The following is a 16,726-nucleotide window of genomic DNA, read 5'->3' as shown; positions in this document are numbered from 1 at the left end:
CTTAGTAGCGGGAACCGGACTCGAACCGATGACCTTCGGGTTATGAGCCCGACGAGCTACCTACTGCTCCATCCCGCGATATTGGATTGCAAATATACGAATTATTTTTAAAACTCCTAATTTTTCTTTTAAATAAAGGACTTTCATGAAAACTATTTTAATATTCGTATCTTTGAGGTATGGCAAAAATATTGAAAATTTATCCGGACAACCCTCAGGAAAACCTTATCAATGAGGTAATTAAAACCTTAAACAATGGTGGATTAATTATCTATCCTTCCGATACCGTCTATGCTTTAGGCTGTAATATTTTTGATATTAAAGCGATGGAAAAGCTCGCCCAGATCAAAAAAATAAAGCTCGAAAAGTCAAAATTCTCCATTATCTGTAATGATTTAAGCCATCTTTCGGATTTTACAAGACCGATTGACACTTCTATCTTCAGATTTCTGAAAAGCCATCTTCCGGGACCTTTTACCTTCATTCTGGATGCCAATAAAAGTCTGCCACTGGCTTACAAAGGACACAAAACAATCGGAATCCGTGTTCCCGATCATCCGATTCCACAATTAATCGTTGAAAAACTGGGACATCCCATAGCTTCCACTTCCATAAAAGATGACGATGAAATTATCGAATATTCTACCGATCCTGAACTGATTGCCGAAAAATACGATCATCTGGTTGATATCGTAATTGATTCCGGTTATGGAGATAATATGGCATCCACGATTGTAGACCTTACTTCCGGAGAACCTGAAATTATCCGTCAGGGAAAAGGAAATATTTAATTATAAAAAAGCTTTGTTTTTTTATTTAAAATGATGGTTGAAGGTTTTTAGTATGAGTCTGAACGGAAAATATTCCTTAGGAATTCTTCTTACATTTGTTTTGCTCGCCGCAGTAATGCTGTATATTTTTCCTTTTATTACAATGATGACGGGAGAAAAAACCTTTACTGCGACTTCATTTTTGTATTCCAGAATGGTGCTCTGGATGGTTTTGGCAATAATTTTTCTGTACAGTTTCCTTATCGAAAAACAATCTTTTCTGCTGTGGAAAGACAAAAACTATTCTTTCTCATTTTATCTGAAAAAAATACTCCGTCTTTATTTAATTTGTGCAGTTGGTGGCGCTTTTTTAAATCTTTTCATCAAAATCATCACCCACGAAAATACGAGTGATAAAATCGCACAGCTTTCATTCATTTTTAAAAACAATTATCCATTGATTATTTTTACCTGCTTAACAGCGGGAGTGGTGGAAGAACTTCTGATGCGCGGTTATATGCAGCCGAGAATTGAAAAAATTTATAAAAATCAATACGCAGGCATTGCAGTTTCCGCTCTTCTATTCGGAATTCTTCACATGACGTATGGAACGATAAGTCAGGTGATCATTCCTTTATTCATTGGAGTTGTTTTTGCTTTGTTTTATAAAAAATATTCTAACATTAAGACTGTAATCATGTGTCATTTTATGTACGATTTTGTCTCACTGATGATTATGAACTTAATTGATTTCAAACATTTATCTGCCTTTTAACATTATGAAAATAGTTACATCCCCTGCCAAATTAATGAATGTGGAAAATTCAACCGACCTGTTGAAAACCACAACGCCTAAATTCATTGAACAGTCAGAATTTATACACTCTTATTTAAAACAGAAATCTCCGAAATATCTTTCTGAGCTGATGGAAATTTCTGCCAAATTAGCAGACGAAAACTGGGAAAGAAACCAAAAATGGAAAGCAAAACCTTCCGCAAAAGAATCGGCTCCTGCTCTATTTGCCTTTACAGGAGAAGTTTACAGAGGTTTGGATGCCAAAACATTAGACAAAGATGCAGTAGATTATCTTCAGAAAAACCAGAGAATTCTTTCCGGATTATACGGATTGCTGAAACCTTCGGATAAAGTGATGCTTTACAGGCTGGAAATGGGAAGACCTTTTGAATTTGATGAATATAAAAATCTTTACGAATTCTGGAGAGAAAAGATAACGGAACAGCTAAATTCTGAAATGAAAAAGAATGAAATCCTCCTGAATCTTGCAAGCAATGAATATTTTAAAGCGGTTGACCGTAAAAAGCTGAATCACCCAATTATTGATTTCGATTTTTATGAAATGAAAGAGGGGAAACTGAAAACCATTGTGGTTTACACAAAACATGCAAGAGGTTTAGTCGCAAGATTTTGCGCGCAGACGAACGCACAGACTTTGGATGATGTGAAGGCTTTCAACTACGAAGGTTATCTCATTAATGAAGAAAAATCCACTGAAAATAAACTGGTTTTTGTAAGATAAATGACTATTTCCGCATTTAAAAAATACTTTAAAACAGAACTTTCCGGGTTGTATAACGATTCGGAAAGCACTTTTTTAAGCTCCATATTCATGGAAAAAATTGTTGGGTTTGATACGTTTCAGCAGCGAAGATTTGCAGAACAGGAATTGCTTTTAGAAGATGAAAAAAGGCTTCTCGAAGTTATTTCGGAGCTAAAAACGTCAAAACCCTATCAACATATTTTAGGCGAAACAGATTTCTACGGAATGACATTTTACGTGAATGAAAACGTATTAATTCCCCGTCCTGAAACAGAAGAGCTCTTGGAATTGGCAATTAAAAAGATTAAAAGTTCAGCGTTTGATGCTCAAAATTTAAAAATTCTAGACATTGGGACCGGAAGCGGAATTATTCCGTTGGTTTTAAAAAAACATTTTCCGCAGGCGGAAGTTAGTTCTATCGATTTTTCTGAGAAAGCTCTTGAGATTGCCAGAAAAAATGCAGCATTTCATCAGCTTACTATCAATTTCATTCATGCCGATTATCTGAATTTTGATTTAAAAGAAAGCTTTGATATCATTATTTCAAATCCGCCTTATATCGGAATTGATGAAGAACAGGAAATAGAACATTCCGTAAAAGGTTTTGAACCAACCATGGCACTCTTCTCTCCTACTTCCGATACTTTAATTTTTTACCGAAAAATTGCCGAAGATTCTAAAAAATACCTGAATAAAAACGGACTGTTATTTTTGGAAATCAACCAGAAATTAGGTTCAGAAACACTGGATTTATATCGTAATGATTTTGAAGAAGCAGCATTGATTAAAGATTTATCCGAAAATGACCGGTTTATTTTTGGAAGAAAGTAAATATGAATGGTCGATGACTGTTTAAATAAAACTCTATGGAGTTTTATATGTGTAGCAATCATATTCTGGAGATGCTTAGCATTCCTGAGCTTTAGCTAATTTAATAATGAAGAAAACAATTGGCTTTAACCAAAGCTATTATAAATTTTGAATATCCGTTAAACAACCTATTACTATGCACTGATATGAAAATCAATTATTTATAACAGGCACTTCGACAAGCTCAGTGTGACACCTCTAATACTAAATGCTTGATTTTTAGCGATGTCAAGCTGAGCCTGTCGATGCTTTAGGTTAATAGACGGACAATCAAATATAAATTTCAGTTAAAGTTATTTTTGATTGAAAAACTTAACAACAAACTGAAGATTAGCAGAGAGTCTGTTTAAAGCTGATCATTGTAAATGAAAAAGCTCACCATAGTTTTTAAAAATCTTTGATTTTTATTCTTTTGAGCGCTTTGAATAGTATTGAAATTCGCTTTAATATTGTCTTTTGTGCCTTTTGTGGTTAATTCTGAAATTAGTTTAAACAACTTCACAATTAAAAAACACAACATTTTGATAAATTTTAAGCGCATTTTTTGATCTTTTCATTTTAAATAAAAACTCATACAGATTCATCTTTTATTTTAGGTTTCAATTAAACTTGCGTATAAACTTTAAAAAACTTAACTGGATTTTAACCAATCTCCGTTTAATTTTTTATAACAAAATAGCTTTTCAGTACTTATATTGATTTTTGGTAATCCAAAATCATTAGCTTTAATAGAGGTTATACGATTAAACAATTTTCAATAAATCACCCCAGTCATTGAACAATAAAGGGTTTTAAAACTTTTTTCAAACAAATTTCACAACAAAAAGATTTAATTTAAATATTTATATATATTTGTGTGTAATCGATTACACATTATTAAATTTATTTTAAAACTATTAAAACATTATTAATCATGAAAAAGCTCTTATCTTTTTTTATTCTGGCTTTCGGCTCTTTTCTGCTGAATGCACAGGTAACGATTACACAGGCTACAGGATGGCTGGAAACAGCCTATGTAAAATGGAACCCCGTAAGCGGAGCCGACAGCTACCGAGTGTATTACACAGGCGGCGGTTTCACCAACAAAATAATTGATAATCAGTTAATCAGAAATTACGGTTCTTACTTTCGTGCGGATATTTTAGGATTAAGCCCCGGAAATTACACCATAAAAGTAGCTCCTGTCACAAATAATGTGGAAGGAACAGCCACAGTTTCAGGTTCGGTTACCGTTCTTCCTCATGACAGAAATGGTTTTGCACACAGCAACGGAAGAGTTCCCGGTGCTTACAATCTGGACGGAACTTTAAAAGCCAATGCGGTAGTTCTTTACATAACTCAAAATAATAAAAATACGGTTTCACTTAATGTAACGGGAGCAACTACAAATCCATGTGTTGGTTTGCAGACGATTCTGGATGGTTTTAAAAAAGGATATGATACCCGTCCTTTAGCGATAAGATTCATCGGAAACATCACAGATCCAAGTTATCTCCTGAACGGAGATGCAGTTGTAGAAAACAAAAATATCGCTGCAAGCTCCATCACACTGGAAGGAGTCGGTTCGGATGCCCTGATCAACGGATGGGGAATCAGAATTAAAAATGCCACCAATATCGAAGTCAGAAATCTCGGATTTATGCTTACTGATGCTGCGGAAGGAGACAATCTCAGCTTACAGCAGGACAACAGTTATATCTGGGCACACAATTGTGATCTTTTCTACGGAAAACCGGGAGGTGATGCAGATCAGGCAAAAGGAGACGGTGCGCTGGATGCAAAGAAATCTACCTACATTACTTTTTCCTACAATCATTTCTGGGATAACGGAAAGAGCTGTCTTCTGGGTTTAAGCGAAGGAACGACTTCGGGATTGTACATTACTTATCACCACAATTGGTTTGATCATTCAGATTCCAGACATCCGAGAGTGAGGTATTATTCTGCCCATGTTTACAACAATTATTACGATGGAAATTCTAAATACGGAGTGGGTTCTACATTAGGCTCTTCGGTTTTTGTAGAAGGAAATTATTTCAGAAATGCAAAATATCCCATCCTGATTTCCAAGCAGGGAACTGATGTTGCCAATGGTGCAACCGGAACTTTTTCAGGAGAAAACGGAGGCGTTGTAAAAGCTTTTAATAATTTTATGACGGGACAGACTGCTTTCATTCCTTACAATTCTTCCACAGCAGCAAGCCATTTTGATGCTTATGTGGCTTCCTCGAGAAATGAAGTTTTAGGAACGGCTATTAAAGCGTTACAGGGAAACGGAACGTACAATAATTTTGATACGGACAATACTTTGTATGTTAACGCTCTGGTTCCGGATGCTCCAGCAACTGCAAAAGATAAAACGACACAATACTCCGGAAGAGTTTCCGGAGGAGATATTAACTGGACTTTCAATAACGCTGTTGATGATACTTCTGATGCCGTAAATACAGGATTGATGGCTTTGCTGCAAAATTATACGTCTTCGCTTGTATCGGTGCAGGGAGAAACTGCCGCTCCGGTAAGCTCACAGACTTTAACGATTGCCTCCAATAATGATCAGACCGTAGCTTCGGGAAGCGCAATAGCTCCGATGGTATTTACATGGGGAGGAACAGCAACGGATGCTACCGTAACGGGACTTCCGGCTTCGGGAATCAGCTTTGTTAAAAATACTACGGCAAAAACAATTACTGTTTCCGGAACTCCTACAGCAGATCTGGATTTTACGGTAACCACAGTCGGTTCTGCGGGAACTCCGGTTTCAGGAACAGGCAGCATTTCGATTACGCCAACAGGAACCAATCCGCAGGGAAATGAAATTCACAATTTCACAACATCCAATTTAACGAGTTCTTTCTATACGTTTACATCTGCAAATATGAATTCTACGGACGGCTCTGCAACCTATAATGGATTAACTTTAACGAAAAGATTAAAGATAGAATCTGCAACGGGAATTACTTATACAACTACTGCTCCGTCCTCGCTTACACTTGTATTCGATCCTTCTTTTGGAGGAACAATTAAGGTGGATAATGTTTCTTATACCGCTTCATCAGGATTGGTTACTATTACAAATATTCCGGCAGGTTCGCATTCCATTACCAAAGGAAGCGTAGCAAATTTATTCTACATTAAAACGAAATATGCTTCTGCCACTATTTTAGCGACTCAGGAAAATAAAGCATCCCATAAGTTAACAATTTATCCGAATCCTGTTGAAAATTCTTTCAGCATATCATCCACAGATGCCGTGGAGTGGATCACTATCATTAACAACGGAGGCGAAATCTTAAAGACCATCAGAGGAAATGTAAAAAATGTAGATATCCGCGAACTTAACAGCGGTATTTACTTTGTTCAGATCAAAACCAATAAGGAAATAATTAATCAGAAGATCATTAAAAAATAAATAAAATCAGGTCATTAACATTTTGTTGAGCCGTCTCATTTCTGGGGCGGCTTTTTAATTTTAAATGTAAAGATTTATTCCGGAATAACTTCTGAAATGATGCAAGACTTAATCTGCATTGAAAAAAACGATTTATTGTTGAAGCAGCTTAAAAAATTTTATTGATAAGAATGTAAAGAAATTCAAGGCTAAAATATTCGGTATCCAAGAAAAAATACTTAATATTCAGTCTTTTGATGTCAAAATTCAGTCTTTTATAATCTTTGTTGAGTGTTTTTGCCTCACTGAAGAGTCTTTTAAGGTGAATTTTGATTCTTTTATTATCAAAAATTAGTCTTTTACACTCAATTTTCAGTATAAAAGACTGGTTTTACACTCAATTAAAAGATTTTTATCTGTCTTGAAGTTCAATAAAAAAGCAATGAACCATATAATTCATTGCTTTTAAATCTATCTGTAAGGAATCTTTATCCAATTCTTTTCCTCACAAAAATCTCATACCCCAAATAAATCAAAGGAAGCGACATAATTCCAAGATACATTGAGTTTTCAATCGCCGCCTGTGGCTGATTGGCAACGGCATAAATAAGCCCGAAAAATGCTCCTCCTAAATGGGCAGAATGACCAATATTATCATTTCTATTAGGATTAAGCATCATGTAAACGGAATAACTAAAATACAATGTCCCAAAAAGCCAGCCCGGTAAAAAATTTACATTAATTTCATTCGGAGCCATCGCAATTGAGGCAAAAATAATTCCCGACACAGCACCAGAAGCACCAATAGCAGAATACCAAGGTTGATTTTTATAGATCAGCAAACTAAATAAATTTCCCAGAATCATAGATCCGAAATAGAGAATCAGGAAACCTATATTTCCAAAAAAAAGTATTACCGCACCCTGAAAAAAGTATAAAGAAAGCATATTGAAAAACAAATGCATAAAATCGGCATGAAGGAATGCCGAACTTATTAGCCTGAAATATTCTTTTCTATTGTTGATCGCACTGACACTGAATTTATATTTTTCAAACATTACAGCATTATTCAATCCCATATAACTAACAATACAAGTAACCGCAATAATAACTAAAACAATTGGACTCATAATTTATTTAATTTTCTGTATTATCGTCATTCTGAAACAGGTTTCCAATGGTTCCGTCTTCATCAAATCCCGCTGTTGGTTCAGGATCTTCATATACTTCCGGTTCTTCTTCCACAGGTTCAGGAATGTTGATGTTGATGGATTTTACCTTGAATTTTGTAAACTGGTTTCCAATGGCTTTGATTCCTTTTACGGCAATAAATTCATCGATATTCACTTCTTCCGGCTCTCGTTCTTTGCCTTTGTCTTTTGCGAAAATAATTTCGGCAGTAGCTCCGTTGGCAACAATTACATTTTCAATAAACGATTTTGAATGTTCTGAAGGCATAAAAGTCTGCACGTTCGGCGTGTTTTCGAATAAAAACCGTTTGATAAAATAAATATCTTTTTCACCATCGTAATAGATGCAGGTTACCGGCTGATTCGGACGCCATTTTTCCAGCACCAGATATTCGTCATCGAAGCGGTTTCCGAGATCAAAGGAAACTAATTTTGCTTCTCCGTTGGTGTTGATGGTTAAGATTTTATCATCCCCTTTGAAGCTTCCCAGTAAAGTTCCTCTTCCGTCTGCATTCAGCCTTCTCACCGTATCATCAAACCAGATTCTTCGCGGTGCTAATGTAGAAACGCCTTCTTCTTTCAGATCCACTTTCTTCACGGAATATTTGGTTACCAGATTTCCTTTGGAATCACGTCCTTTAATCGCAAGTTCTGAGAAATCGATGTCCATTTTATTTTTTCTGATTCTTGGATTGGGTTTCAGAAGAACCGTCACCGTTTCTGCTTCACCGTTTGGATTTGCCGAAAAATAAAGCACTTCCGATCCTTTTTTATCCGAAGCCAAAGGATAATCTGTATTTCGGGTAACACCAGTTACGGAAAAACGCTTCATATAGTAAGGCCCTTCCCTTCCTTCGCGGTAGATCATATTGTATACCGTCCTTTTATCGTTTTTCTTCCAGATCGCAACATGGAGAATATCTTTTCCGATAAATGTTTTTGCCTCCACTTTTACCACTTTCATGCTTCCGTCTTTTCGGAAGGTAATGATGTCGTCGATATCTGAACAGTCGAACAGATACTGGTCTTTTTTTAGTGACGTTCCGATAAATCCTTCCTCGAAATTGGCATAGAACTTTTCATTGGCAACCGCAACTTTTGTTGCATCAATGGTATCAAAAATTCGAAGTTCGGTTTTTCTCTGTCTGTCTTTACCGTATTTTTTCTGAATATTCAGGTAATAATCAGTTGCATACTGAATAAGATTCGCAAGATGATGTTTCACCTGCTCGATCTTACCTTCCAGCGCAGCAATATTTTCTTTAAATTTATCTAAATCGAATCTTGAAATTCTTTTGATTCTGATTTCTGTCAGTTTTAAAATATCTTCTTCCGTTACGGCTCTTAAAAGATGTCCGGTATGAGGTTTCAGCCCTTCATCAATCGTTTTCAGAACATCTTCCCATGTTTTTACCTCTTCAATATCGTGGTAAATTCTGTTTTCGATGAAGATTCTTTCCAGTGAAGAAAAATGCCAGCTTTCCTGAAGCTCATGAAGTTCGATCTCCAGTTCTTTTTTAAGCAAAGAAACAGTATGATCTGTATTCATTTTCAGGATTTCAGAAACATTCAGGAACATCGGCTTATCGCCGACAATCACACAGGCATTCGGAGAAATGGTGACCTGACAATCGGTGAAAGCGTATAAAGCGTCAATGGTTTTATCCGGCGAAACATCATTATGAAGATGGATCAGGATTTCAACTTTATCTGAAGTATTGTCTTCAATTTTTTTGATCTTGATCTTCCCTTTTTCATTGGCTTTAATAATGGAATCAATCAGATCGCTTGTGGTTTTAGAATACGGAAGCTCCGTAATAATAAGGGTATGCTTATCGTAAGGTGAAATTTTGGCTCTGGCTCTTACCTTTCCGCCACGGTGTCCGTCGTTGTATTCTGAAACATCCAGATAACCCGCCGTCATAAAATCGGGGAAAAGCTCAAACTTTTTGCCTTTCAGATATGCTACGGAAGCATTGATAAGTTCGTTAAAATTATGCGGAAGAATTTTGGTTGAAAGTCCAACTCCGATCCCTTCAACGCCCTGCGCTAAAAGCAACGGGAATTTTACGGGAAGATCGATCGGTTCATTATTTCTGCCGTCATACGATTTTGCCCATTCCGTTGTTTTCGGATTGAAAACCACTTCGAGAGCAAAAGGGGTTAATCGGGCTTCGATGTATCTCGCCGCCGCCGCAGAATCTCCGGTGTAGATGTTCCCCCAGTTTCCCTGAGTATCGATCAAAAGTTCTTTCTGACCGATTCCTACCATCGCATCGGTAATGGAAGCATCACCATGAGGGTGATATTTCATGGTATTTCCAACGATATTGGCAACCTTGTTATAACGTCCGTCTTCCAGCTCCCGCATGGAATGCATGATCCTTCGCTGAACAGGCTTGAATCCGTCATAAACCGATGGAATTGCCCTGTCTAAAATTACATAAGAAGCATAATCCAAGAACCAGTCTTTGTACAGTCCTGAAACTTTTTTTAAGCTTTCGCCTTCATGCGAGTATTCTTCTGTCATTCTTTAATTTATTAACTCTTTTTCTCTTTATTGGCCTTAACGACCTTATTTAAGGAAACTTTTAAATCACTAATTTCTCTTTTGGTAAGATATGAAATTTCATACCTCAAAATGGTAGAACCGCTGTTTTTGCTTGAGATCGTAACATAAAGTCTTTTCATAAAGAAAAGATCTACAACCTCAAATTTTTGCAGTTTGTATTTCGGAAACTCATCACTTAACGGTTTTTGCAGAAAAGGAATAATGTTCCTGTTTCTGAAATGCAGAGCTTCTCCATCACTGTCATATTCAAAGATCTGCCTTCCGTTAAAATAAAAGAGTACTACCAAAATAATTGGAACAAAAATCAATAGTAATTCTTCTTTTCCCAAGATCCTAAACTTATACTCTTCTAAAATATAAGCTCCGATACCTCCGACTAAAAGCATAGCCAATAAAGTACTAATGAAGCTGTATACCGAAGTTTTATTGCGGTTACTAAGTCTCATATTAATATTTGTATTAGTGGATTATTTGTGTTTTTTTAAAATAAAGATTTTAATTAGCTTTCATCTATGACTTCACTCAATATTTCTTTTTTATTAATATCAGGGTCTTCAACTACCAGATTTTCAAGGATAAAAGTTTGTCTGTCTGGTGTATTTTTTCCCATGTAGAATTCCAAAAGCTGATCAATCGTTTGGTCTTTTCCTACCACAACAGGTTCCAGACGGATGTCTTTGCCGATAAAGTGTTTGAATTCGTCAGGAGAAATTTCTCCCAATCCTTTAAATCGGGTAATCTCCGGATTTTTTCCCAATTCATTTAACGCTTTTACTCTTTCCTGTTCTGTATAGCAATATCGTGTCTCTTTTTTATTTCTTACCCTGAATAATGGGGTCTGAAGAATATAAAGGTGTCCGTTCTTAATCAGATCCGGGAAGAACTGAAGGAAAAACGTGATCATCAGCAGACGAATGTGCATTCCGTCGACATCGGCATCGGTAGCAATAATCACCTGATTGTACCGAAGATCTTCTAAACTTTCTTCAATGTTCAAAGCAGCCTGAAGAAGGTTAAATTCTTCGTTTTCATAAACTACTTTCTTGGTTAAACCATAGCAGTTTAAGGGTTTTCCTTTCAGAGAAAATACTGCCTGTGTTTCCACATCTCTGGATTTTGTGATGGATCCGGATGCAGAATCTCCCTCGGTGATAAAGATTTGGGTTTCTCCCTTTCTTTCGTTTTTCTGATCGTTGTAATGCTGTCTGCAGTCGCGAAGTTTTTTATTGTGAAGAGAAACTTTTTTGGCTCTTTCTCTCGCTAATTTCTGAATTCCGGAGAGTTCTTTTCTTTCTCTTTCTGAGATTAAAATTTTTCTCTGGATTGCTTCTGCAACTTCAGGATTTTTGTGTAAGAAGTTATCTAATTTACTTTTCAGGAAATCAATAACAAAAGTCCTTACGGTGGGGCCGTTCGGTCCGATGTCATTCGATCCTAATTTTGTTTTGGTCTGAGACTCGAAAACAGGCTCTTCCACATTAATGGAAACTGCGGCTACAATGGATTTTCTAACGTCGGAAGCATCAAAATTTTTATTAAAAAACTCACGGATTGTTTTTACGTAAGCTTCTCTGAAGGCATTTAAATGGGTTCCTCCCTGTGTTGTATTCTGTCCGTTAACGAATGAAAAATACGTTTCGGTCTGAGATTTATCGGTGTGCGTAATGGCAACTTCAATATCATTGTCCTTCAGGTGAACAATGGGGTAAAGCGTTTCGTTTTCCAGCTCTTCGTCCAGCAAATCTTTCAAACCGTTTTCTGAGAAGAATGTTTCTCCGTTGAAAAGAATTTTCAACCCGGGATTCAGATAGGCATAATTGCGGAGCATTCTTTCGATATACTCTTTTCTGAATTTGAAGTGAAGGAAAATATCGGCATCCGGAATAAAGGAAATCTCGGTTCCGTTTCTGTCTGAAGAATCTTTTTCTTCAAAATTTTCTGTAATAATACCTCTGGAAAATTCTGCGGCTTTCATTCTGCCGTCCCGGAAAGAACGAACCCTGAAATAATCGGAAAGTGCATTTACAGCTTTTGTACCGACTCCATTCAGACCTACGGATTTTTTGAAAGCTTTACTGTCGTATTTTCCTCCTGTATTCATCTTGGAAACCGCATCCACTACTTTTCCCAACGGAATTCCGCGTCCAAAATCACGGATCGTAACTTTACCGTCGTCTAATTTTATTTCAATTCTTTTACCTGCTTTCATTCTGAACTCATCGATGGAGTTGTCCAGAATTTCTTTCAGTAAAATATAGATACCATCATCGGCGGAAGAACCGTCTCCCAGTTTCCCGATATACATTCCGGGACGCAGGCGGATATGCTCCTGCCAATCGAGGGTTCTGATATTATCTTCGGAATAGATCGGATTTATTTCTTGTGACATATGTAATTTCAGCAAACATACAAAAGTACGAAATTGAAGAAAATTATCCGAATATTTTGGTTCATTTTTTTGTAAATATTCTCATAGGTATTGCATTATTAATAATGAAATTCTATATTTACATTATTCAATATCAAGTGAAAAACCAGCTTTATTTTATTTTTTTCGTTAAAATTAAAGCTGATTATGTTTCAAATTAATAATCTTAATAACATCAATAAAATATTATCTTATGATTGTCTCTCTATAATTACCTAGTAAAACTGAAACCAAAAACCAAACTCACATGAAAAATAAATTGAACGCCTGTATTATTGACGACTTAGATGAAGGCAAATACGTTTCCCAACTCCTGAAAAAGGAATTTCCTGAATTCGAAACTGATCTTCAGACGAGCTGTATTCTCTTCGCTTCGGATTATTTCACAAAACATTCCACGGATATTTTATTCGTTGATATTCAGAATTTTAAAGAAAACGATATTGAAGCATTAGTGCAGTTTAAAGAAAATGATTTCCCGATTATTCTCATCACAGAATCTGAAAAATCTGCTATTCAGGCAATAAAAAGAGGATTTATCCATTATATTTTCAAACCTTTAAAAAATCTGGATTTCGTTCTCACCGTTAATAAAGCTCTCGAAAAATTCAGAAAAAACAGAATCTCTTCACTTTCAGGTTTCCAAAACAAAATCAATCTTCCTACCCTGCAAGGATTTAAGCGGGTAAATATTGACGAAATCATCCGTTGCGAAGCAGATTCCAATTACACTTCTATTTATCTTTCGGACAAAAGCAAAGTAATGGTTTCCAAAACATTGTGTGATTTTGAAAAAAATCTTTCCGAATATAATTTTTTCAGAATTCATCACAAACACCTCATTAACCTCGAACATCTTAAAGAATATATCAAAGGAAAAGGCGGACAGGTCGTAATGGCAGATAATTCCGTCCTCGATGTTTCCATTCGCAGGAAAAACGAATTCCTTCATAAAATGGCTTAACGTAAGAAATAATATTTTTTTCATCTTACCTGTGATGTTAGATTACAGGAAACATTCTGTTTTTCAATACTAAAATAATATCATTCAGGCATTTAAAAATAAACCATTCCCATTTTTTGAAAAGAAAAACACATTTACCTGCAAAAAAAATACACTTACTCAAAATCTGTCTGCATTTACTTAGTCACTTTAGTGTGAGATTGTTATATGTGATACTTTTAAGGTCTTAACTACATGTAGAAAATTTAACAGCTAAAAGGTGAAAACCAAAATGTATTCAATGAGTATTAATTCTTAAAGTTTTTGTTGGTTTTTGATGTACAAAATCAACTTAGCATCATGGTAAGAATGTATTTTTTAATCTTCTGCTTTCTTTTAGGAAACGTAATGCTTTTGGCACAAAATCCTCCCTGTTCAGATTTTAATGATCCTGTAAATCCTTACGGAAACTGGGCTCCCGCTGCTGCACCCAACGGAAATGTAAGTGTAGTTGTAGGTTCTCCGAATCCTCTGGACGGATCGCAGTTTCTTATTATAAAAGACAAGTCGGGAGGATCGTGGTACCAGAACTGGAAAGATTATCAAAAGCTGGGAAACTATTTTTTGGGGCAGTGTCTTTATTTTGATTTTTATCTGGACAATGACAGTGGTTACGGATTGCCTTATCATCCATACATCACACTTTCTGACGGAACCAACAGCGCTACATTTGTAGCAAGTGTAACAGTAACTCCGGGAAGCGGATGGGTTCGTATAAAAGCGCCTATTCAGCTTTCCAGCGGCGGTGTTCTTCCAAGCAATTCGGACGGAGCATGGACGATGAGTCCTGTAAATGCGGCAATTTTTGATAACATCATCATGAATTCCCAGGTTCTTTCCATTACGCCGGATATTACATCTACACAACAGGAAGTGATGTATTTCGATAACATCTGTGTAAAGCCTTGCGAAGGATGCAACGAATGTAATTCTAACTTTAAAATCCAGACAACAACAAGCACATCAGGAAATTACACCACAGCTCAGATATTTCTTGAAAGCACCAATTCTCCAAGTTTATATAAAGTAGACTGGGGCGACGGAACGACAGGAGATGTACTGACTTCGCACATCTACAACACTCCGGGAAGCTACACGGTTTGTGTTATACAGTTTGAAGGAGATCAACCTAAGTGCAAAACCTGTATTTCTATTTGTATTCCGAAACCTGCGGAAGGAGGAAACGCTAAAAACCCGGGCAATTTGAAATCTCCTTTAAAAGATGTTGCCGAAGCAGCAAGAGCTGAATCGAGAACAGCCAGTCAGCCGGAGTACAATCTGGTTCCCAATCCCGCAAAAAACTATGCTGATGTACAGACTAATCTTTCCAAAACAGGCACTGTAACCGTTAAAATAATGGATACTTCCGGAAAGATTCTGATTAATAATTCCGAAACGGTAGAAAGCGGAAGGCAAAGCATTAAAATTAATACCGAAAAACTGATTCCGGGAACTTATATTGTTGAGATACAATCCGAGAACGTAAAATCTTCACAGAAACTGCTCATAACGAGGTAGTGCAATTCATATCTTCAAAAAAGCCATCCGAAATCGGGTGGTTTTTCTTTTGAAGTACTTCTTTAAAGACATTTTAAGTATTTAATTCCTGCTCCAATAAAATATCTTTTTGCGTTTTGTGGTTAATTTAAACCAATAAATCTCTCCTGATTGTAAAAAATAAATTAAATTCGATACAAGAAAAAACAATCCTTAATGATACAACTTCCTTTGTCCAAACTTTCCAATGTAGGAACTACGATTTTCAGTCAGATGACGCAGCTTGCCAATGAAAATGAAGCCATCAATCTATCGCAGGGCTTTCCCGATTTCATGCCGGATTCCGAATTGCTGGATCATGTAGATCATTTCATTAAAAAAGGCTTTAATCAGTATGCTCCGATGGGCGGAATGATCGGTTTGAAGGAAGAAATTGCCGGAAAAATAGAAAATTCTCATCAGGCAGTGTATCATCCGGATTCTGAAATTACCGTTACTGCAGGCGGAACTCAGGCTATTTTCACTGCAATTGCGACTTTTGTAAAGAAAGAAGATGAGGTGATTATTTTTGAACCGGCTTACGACTGTTATGAACCTACGGTAGAACTTTTCGGGGGAATCGTAAAGCGTTTCGAAATGAAAGCTCCCGATTATGAAATCGACTGGAATGTGGTAAAAAGTTTAGTTTCGGAAAAAACCAAAATGATCATCCTGAACAATCCGAACAATCCTTCCGGAAAGATTTTAAAGGAACATGACATTCAGGAATTAATTAAAATTGTGGAAGGAACTTCTATCCTGATTTTGAGTGATGAAGTATATGAGAATATTGTTTTTGACGGAAAACAGCATTTAAGCATCTGCAAATATCCCGAACTGAAAAACAGAAGCCTTTTAGTGGCTTCATTCGGAAAACTGTTTCATGTTACCGGCTGGAAAATAGGTTATTGTGCGGCTCCGAAATATCTGACTGACGAATTCAGAAAAATACACCAGTTTAATGTTTTCTCCGTGAATACACCAGTGCAGCTTGCTTTAGCGGAGTATATGAAAAATCCGGATCATTACAATCAGCTTAATCAGTTCTTTCAGGAAAAAAGAGATTTTTTAAGAAAGGGTTTAGCCAATACTTCTTTTGAGTTACTGGATTGCGAAGGAACGTATTTTCAGGCTTTAAAATATGATAAGATTTCAGACAAAAGTGATCTTGATTTTGCGCATGAACTCACGATTAATCATAAGGTGGCAAGTGTCCCTTTTTCTTCTTTTTATAAAAATAAGCTGAATGAAAATGTCATCCGTCTGTGTTTTGCGAAGAAGCAGGAAACTTTGGAAAGAGCTTTGGAGAATTTGTCTAAACTGTAATTTCGTTGATCGTTGATTTAGCAAATAAGAAGACTTAAAAAAGCTAATTTAACTAATTTTAATTTGATTGTCCGTTTATTA

At 36.3% G+C, this 16,726-nt stretch carries 12 protein-coding genes and 1 tRNA gene; 8 read left to right on the top strand and 5 right to left on the bottom strand.

Annotated features, from left to right (window positions below):
- Positions 1-5: 5 nt before the first annotated feature.
- Positions 6-78: transfer RNA gene (locus H6W52_RS11750), tRNA-Met, on the bottom strand.
- Between the two features lie 101 nt (positions 79-179).
- Between H6W52_RS11750 and H6W52_RS11745 the strand changes: the two genes are divergently transcribed.
- From H6W52_RS11745 to H6W52_RS11725, 5 genes are all read left to right on the top strand, one after another.
- Entirely contained in the window at positions 180-791 is a 612-nt protein-coding gene (locus H6W52_RS11745) for an L-threonylcarbamoyladenylate synthase (RefSeq protein WP_076389901.1), read from the top strand.
- Positions 792-843: 52 nt separating this feature from the next.
- Positions 844-1,545, top strand: a complete 702-nt coding sequence (locus tag H6W52_RS11740; protein ID WP_116098559.1) for a CPBP family intramembrane glutamic endopeptidase — start codon at positions 844-846, stop codon at positions 1,543-1,545.
- 4 nt (positions 1,546-1,549) lie between these two features.
- A complete protein-coding gene (yaaA, locus tag H6W52_RS11735; protein WP_116098583.1) occupies positions 1,550-2,308 on the top strand; it encodes a peroxide stress protein YaaA in 759 nt (252 codons plus the stop codon).
- The gene (prmC, locus tag H6W52_RS11730; RefSeq protein WP_116098560.1) at positions 2,309-3,160 is read left to right on the top strand and encodes a peptide chain release factor N(5)-glutamine methyltransferase; all 852 of its coding nucleotides are present in this window, start codon (positions 2,309-2,311) and stop codon (positions 3,158-3,160) included. It begins immediately after the preceding gene.
- Between the two features lie 952 nt (positions 3,161-4,112).
- The gene (locus H6W52_RS11725) at positions 4,113-6,611 is read left to right on the top strand and encodes a T9SS type A sorting domain-containing protein (protein WP_116098562.1); all 2,499 of its coding nucleotides are present in this window, start codon (positions 4,113-4,115) and stop codon (positions 6,609-6,611) included.
- Positions 6,612-7,078: 467 nt separating this feature from the next.
- On the opposite strand, the gene H6W52_RS11720 is transcribed toward H6W52_RS11725, so the two are convergent.
- From H6W52_RS11720 to H6W52_RS11705, 4 genes are read right to left on the bottom strand one after another with little or no spacing between them, the layout of a single operon-like run.
- Positions 7,079-7,720 (bottom strand): rhomboid family intramembrane serine protease, encoded by a 642-nt coding sequence (locus H6W52_RS11720; RefSeq protein ID WP_087711577.1) that lies wholly within the window; start codon positions 7,718-7,720, stop codon positions 7,079-7,081.
- A gap of 7 nt (positions 7,721-7,727) precedes the next feature.
- Positions 7,728-10,310, bottom strand: a complete 2,583-nt coding sequence (locus tag H6W52_RS11715) for a DNA gyrase/topoisomerase IV subunit A (protein WP_116098563.1) — start codon at positions 10,308-10,310, stop codon at positions 7,728-7,730.
- A gap of 11 nt (positions 10,311-10,321) precedes the next feature.
- Positions 10,322-10,798, bottom strand: a complete 477-nt coding sequence (locus H6W52_RS11710) for a hypothetical protein (protein WP_087711579.1) — start codon at positions 10,796-10,798, stop codon at positions 10,322-10,324.
- Between the two features lie 53 nt (positions 10,799-10,851).
- Complete coding sequence (locus H6W52_RS11705) at positions 10,852-12,741, bottom strand: DNA topoisomerase IV subunit B (protein ID WP_116098564.1); 1,890 nt, start codon at positions 12,739-12,741, stop codon at positions 10,852-10,854.
- 286 nt (positions 12,742-13,027) lie between these two features.
- Here H6W52_RS11705 and H6W52_RS11700 point away from each other — a divergent pair, with 286 nt between their 5' ends.
- The 3 genes from H6W52_RS11700 (at position 13,028) to H6W52_RS11690 (ending at position 16,645) form a co-directional block, all read left to right on the top strand.
- Positions 13,028-13,744 (top strand): LytR/AlgR family response regulator transcription factor, encoded by a 717-nt coding sequence (locus H6W52_RS11700; RefSeq protein WP_087711583.1) that lies wholly within the window; start codon positions 13,028-13,030, stop codon positions 13,742-13,744.
- Between the two features lie 348 nt (positions 13,745-14,092).
- On the top strand, positions 14,093-15,301 hold the full coding sequence (locus H6W52_RS11695; RefSeq protein WP_185144417.1) for a T9SS type A sorting domain-containing protein: 1,209 nt from the start codon (positions 14,093-14,095) through the stop codon (positions 15,299-15,301).
- A gap of 195 nt (positions 15,302-15,496) precedes the next feature.
- Positions 15,497-16,645, top strand: a complete 1,149-nt coding sequence (locus tag H6W52_RS11690) for a methionine aminotransferase (protein WP_116098566.1) — start codon at positions 15,497-15,499, stop codon at positions 16,643-16,645.
- Positions 16,646-16,726: the final 81 nt, after the last annotated feature.

Source organism: Chryseobacterium sp. C2(2020) (assembly GCF_014218915.1).
Classification (GTDB): domain Bacteria; phylum Bacteroidota; class Bacteroidia; order Flavobacteriales; family Weeksellaceae; genus Chryseobacterium; species Chryseobacterium mucoviscidosis.
This window is presented reverse-complemented; position numbering and strand designations above follow the sequence as displayed.

Coding starts and splice junctions, on each gene's coding strand:
- H6W52_RS11745 (WP_076389901.1), top strand. CDS start 180: ATGGCAAAAATATTGAAAATTTATCCGGACAACCCTCAGGAAAACCTT.
- H6W52_RS11740 (WP_116098559.1), top strand. CDS start 844: ATGAGTCTGAACGGAAAATATTCCTTAGGAATTCTTCTTACATTTGTT.
- yaaA (WP_116098583.1), top strand. CDS start 1,550: ATGAAAATAGTTACATCCCCTGCCAAATTAATGAATGTGGAAAATTCA.
- prmC (WP_116098560.1), top strand. CDS start 2,309: ATGACTATTTCCGCATTTAAAAAATACTTTAAAACAGAACTTTCCGGG.
- H6W52_RS11725 (WP_116098562.1), top strand. CDS start 4,113: ATGAAAAAGCTCTTATCTTTTTTTATTCTGGCTTTCGGCTCTTTTCTG.
- H6W52_RS11720 (WP_087711577.1), bottom strand. CDS start 7,720: ATGAGTCCAATTGTTTTAGTTATTATTGCGGTTACTTGTATTGTTAGT.
- H6W52_RS11715 (WP_116098563.1), bottom strand. CDS start 10,310: ATGACAGAAGAATACTCGCATGAAGGCGAAAGCTTAAAAAAAGTTTCA.
- H6W52_RS11710 (WP_087711579.1), bottom strand. CDS start 10,798: ATGAGACTTAGTAACCGCAATAAAACTTCGGTATACAGCTTCATTAGT.
- H6W52_RS11705 (WP_116098564.1), bottom strand. CDS start 12,741: ATGTCACAAGAAATAAATCCGATCTATTCCGAAGATAATATCAGAACC.
- H6W52_RS11700 (WP_087711583.1), top strand. CDS start 13,028: ATGAAAAATAAATTGAACGCCTGTATTATTGACGACTTAGATGAAGGC.
- H6W52_RS11695 (WP_185144417.1), top strand. CDS start 14,093: ATGTATTTTTTAATCTTCTGCTTTCTTTTAGGAAACGTAATGCTTTTG.
- H6W52_RS11690 (WP_116098566.1), top strand. CDS start 15,497: ATGATACAACTTCCTTTGTCCAAACTTTCCAATGTAGGAACTACGATT.